The organism is Deltaproteobacteria bacterium (genome assembly GCA_019309545.1).
GTDB lineage: Bacteria > Desulfobacterota > Desulfobaccia > Desulfobaccales > Desulfobaccaceae > Desulfobacca_B.
In genome coordinates this window covers 1-2,866 of record JAFDGA010000095.1, presented here as the reverse complement: position 1 = coordinate 2,866, position 2,866 = coordinate 1, and the positions used below count along the sequence as shown (strand labels likewise).

Here is a 2,866-nt window from a genome sequence, read left to right as displayed (position 1 = left end):
GGGCAGTATTGGGCCTTCTACCGGCTGGCGGAATACTACTTTTGCAGCAATGACCCGGCGGCCTGGGAGATTTTGGAAAACTGGGTCAATTGGCTTGATACCTATGTTGCCACCTAGGGGAGAAAAACCATGCATGAAAGATGTGTAAAATGTGAGCATTGGGATTGGAATCAACAAACCGATATAAAAATTTAAACCACCTGATTTTATAGAGGTCACTATGGCTTTTCCAACCGATTTAACCAACGCGGTAGATGGTGTTACCGAGATCCTGGCTGCGCATTTGAACAACCTGGAGGCCAAGATCGGGGTCGACGGCTCGGCGGTGGTCAGCTCTCTGGACTATCTGCTCAAAAATTCTGGCAGCATTGACCCAGGTCACCTGCACAGTGAGCTGTGGCAAAGCGACGGCGGCGGAGTGGCAATTGATGTCGATAACCTGGGCAATATCACTATGCAGCCGGGCTGGCTTTCTTCCAAGACCGGCGGGACCGGGTCTAATAAGGTCGGTTATTGGTTCCCCATTTGCAACGTTATCCTGAAGGCGCAATATGCCAACTCCAGTTGTATTGTAACTTCTTCCTTTGTAAGAACGGCGGCGCAGCCTTTAGTTCGTATGAAAGTTGTCAGGTTTTCCTGCGGGTAAAACAGCAAAGCGCCCTGGGCAATCCGCCCATCGTCGACTTGCAAATCCCTCTTTCTTGCGGAATTAAAGACACTGAAGTTGTTTTTGTTCTGACCACCAATGACGCCAACAAGACCGAAGGCACTCTCTATATTCAGAATAATACTAATTTTGAGAGCTTTACCATCAGCGCCTTTAATAAGAATCGGGATACTGCAAACTCTATTCTTACCATTATCGACTACAACACCGCGGGAGTGGCGGCCCTGCCCGCTGGCACCCAGTATGCCGCTACTATGGGGGTCTACACCAACAACGGCAATGTCGGTATCGGCGTAACTGCTTTTGGCAACAATGCGGTAAACGTCATAGGTATGGGAAATTGCACCGCCCCGACCACGGCTCCCAGTGACATGGCCCAACTTTGGGTAGAGGACATTGCCGGAACCGCGGGCAAGGCCGGGCTGCACATGATGGCCGAATCCGGCACCGAGAAATTGATTGTGGCCGGGATTATCCGCAAGACCACTACCGGCGATCCCTCTCAGGTCCACGAGGGCCTGATGTGCATAAACACCAATGACAACACCGTCAAGATCTATGCCGACGGCGGCTGGCGGCAACTGGCCAGTTGGTAACAGGGAACTATCCATGTCTAATCAAGTAAATAAAGCCCAAGACGAGGTCCAGGAATTAAAGGACAAAATCCGCGCAGTAGAAATTGAAAATCGGGAGCTTAAAAAGGCCTTTCTGCAGGAACGTAACGTGTGCCTGGGGTTCCAGATGCAGCTCATTCACGAGATGCGGCAAAAGGTCCAGGCGGAGTTGGCTCAGCTAACGGAAGCATAGGATGGCTAAATACGGTTCAGGGGTAAAATACGGCACCGGAGTGAAATACGGGACTGGACTGCAATACGACTACAGTTCCCTATTGCCCATCTGGTTTTCCGAGTTTGGCTTTAACTACGACAGTTGCTATGATCCTGGGGCGGTAGCTTCGGTGGTGATCGGCTGTCTATACATCTACCTGCGGAATGGCAATGAGACAGCCTGTAACCTGGCCCGGTTTCTCCTGGATGACCTGCGCAGCCGAACCAGTGGCGACTACGGCGGCTATCTCTACAAAAGCGACTACCATTACGGCTGGCTCAACGCCCTGGTGGCCCATGCCTTTGGGCTGGCAGTAACCGGACGCAGAGGTGCGGCGCATACCTTCCCCTCTACCAGTACGGACGCTGAATACTTTGATGCCATCTTAGGCCGGTTCTTTGGCCTCAGCGGCGACCGCAAGCCCAATGTCCTGAATGCCGATCTGATCCCCTTCTCCTATGTAGAAGATACCGATGTCTGGGACTATGCCCCCCATTATCTGTTTATGCGTCAGATGGGGAGCATGGAGGCGGTGGTGGCAGCTCCGGGAGGTAGTCACCGCTTATGATCTGACCGGTTTGAAGAATCTGGTGCGGGTGCAGTATGCTGATTATGATCGGGACAACAGCAAATACGCCGAGGCCAAAGACCAGACCTTGATCGATGAGCTGGATGAAATATCCACCACTATTGACCTGCGCTACGGGCAGCCGGTGGTGACTGAGGATGCCAATCTGGCAGCAACTCTGGCCCAAAGGTTGTTGGCCCGGCTCTCTGCCCCCCGCGAAACTGCCGAGGTGGAGACCTGGCTCGAGGGGGCCAGAATTGAATTAGGCGATACGGTGGCCATCAGCTCTGACTTCCACGGCCTGGAGCAGACCGAGTTCGAATGTTTCGGGAAAGCCATCGATTTAGGACAACGACGCACCCGGTTAACCCTGGCCCGGCAGATTCGCTACCCCAATGCCTGGGCGGTGGATAGCGCCGGGACGGATTATGACTCGTATGCCATCGACACTAATAGCCCGGAAGATCCTAACTGGGCGAATCGGGCTTATGCTTATTGATTTATTAAACACAGAGGCACAGAGACACAGAGAAGCGAGGAAATAATAATGCTGGCAGATATTCCGCAGAGCAAATGGGGGGCCGGCACCGGCCGCCAGGTGATTCTTAAGAGTGATTTTGACAAGATTGAAGATGCGGTGGTGGAGGCCTTTGACCTGACCTATTGCCCGAATCTGGAGTGGGTGGACCCTACGCAGGTAAAGATACCGGCGACTGCGGATTGCCCGGCGCGGGTGATGTTATGTGGTTTCCCCTGTCCGGTGCACCGGGGATTATTCGTTGACGGCAACCTGTCGGATGGCA

General features: G+C 53.2%; 6 protein-coding genes. All 6 read left to right on the top strand.

The window, feature by feature from the left end:
- Positions 1 to 220 precede the first annotated feature (220 nt).
- Positions 221 to 646, top strand: a complete 426-nt coding sequence (locus tag JRG72_11960; protein MBW2135916.1) for a hypothetical protein — start codon at positions 221 to 223, stop codon at positions 644 to 646.
- Positions 565 to 1,263: a hypothetical protein gene (locus tag JRG72_11955; GenBank protein ID MBW2135915.1), complete on the top strand. Its 699-nt coding sequence runs from the start codon at positions 565 to 567 to the stop codon at positions 1,261 to 1,263. The genes JRG72_11960 and JRG72_11955 overlap by 82 nt, the downstream gene beginning before the upstream one ends.
- A 13-nt stretch (positions 1,264 to 1,276) precedes the next feature.
- Positions 1,277 to 1,474 carry a hypothetical protein gene (locus JRG72_11950; protein ID MBW2135914.1) on the top strand — a complete coding sequence of 66 codons (198 nt, stop codon included), beginning with the start codon at positions 1,277 to 1,279 and terminating at the stop codon, positions 1,472 to 1,474.
- Position 1,475: 1 nt separating this feature from the next.
- The gene (locus JRG72_11945; GenBank protein MBW2135913.1) at positions 1,476 to 2,063 is read left to right on the top strand and encodes a hypothetical protein; all 588 of its coding nucleotides are present in this window, start codon (positions 1,476 to 1,478) and stop codon (positions 2,061 to 2,063) included.
- Positions 1,969 to 2,562, top strand: a complete 594-nt coding sequence (locus JRG72_11940) for a hypothetical protein (GenBank protein MBW2135912.1) — start codon at positions 1,969 to 1,971, stop codon at positions 2,560 to 2,562. Before JRG72_11945 ends, JRG72_11940 begins: the two co-directional genes overlap by 95 nt.
- 48 nt (positions 2,563 to 2,610) lie before the next feature.
- The coding region (locus JRG72_11935) for a hypothetical protein (protein ID MBW2135911.1) at positions 2,611 to 2,866 on the top strand (256 nt) is incomplete at its 3' end.

Excerpts from the sequence above, each read along its gene's own strand:
- JRG72_11960 (MBW2135916.1), top strand. The coding sequence starts at position 221 with ATGGCTTTTCCAACCGATTTAACCAACGCGGTAGATGGTGTTACCGAG.
- JRG72_11950 (MBW2135914.1), top strand. The coding sequence starts at position 1,277 with ATGTCTAATCAAGTAAATAAAGCCCAAGACGAGGTCCAGGAATTAAAG.
- JRG72_11945 (MBW2135913.1), top strand. The coding sequence starts at position 1,476 with ATGGCTAAATACGGTTCAGGGGTAAAATACGGCACCGGAGTGAAATAC.
- JRG72_11940 (MBW2135912.1), top strand. The coding sequence starts at position 1,969 with ATGTCTGGGACTATGCCCCCCATTATCTGTTTATGCGTCAGATGGGGA.